The sequence below is a fragment of the Gilvimarinus sp. 1_MG-2023 genome, from assembly GCF_030548285.1.
In genome coordinates this window covers 1-235 of record NZ_JAUOSC010001729.1, presented here as the reverse complement: position 1 = coordinate 235, position 235 = coordinate 1, and the positions used below count along the sequence as shown (strand labels likewise).

Genomic DNA, 235 nt, shown 5'->3' with positions numbered 1-235 from the left:
CACCACGGCAAAGCCGCCGTCGTCCATGGCGGCGATGGAGGAGTGATCCTGATAACCACTGGTGGTGGTATTGACCTGCACATCGCCGCTGACGGCGTTGCCACTGCTGTCGAACAGCCGAGTAAACACGCCGTAATTCTGGCCATCCTGAGCCCAGGAAGACCAGCTCACCACAAAACCACCATTCGCCAGTGCGGTAACGGCGGTTTCTACCTGGGTGTAGTCGTTGTAATGG

The 235-nt window shown here is 58.3% G+C and carries 1 protein-coding gene; it reads right to left on the bottom strand.

Translation table 11 applies throughout. The features are described from left to right. Positions 1–235 (bottom strand): hypothetical protein (locus Q4563_RS22650; RefSeq protein ID WP_303606153.1); only part of this gene is annotated, 235 nt, incomplete at both ends.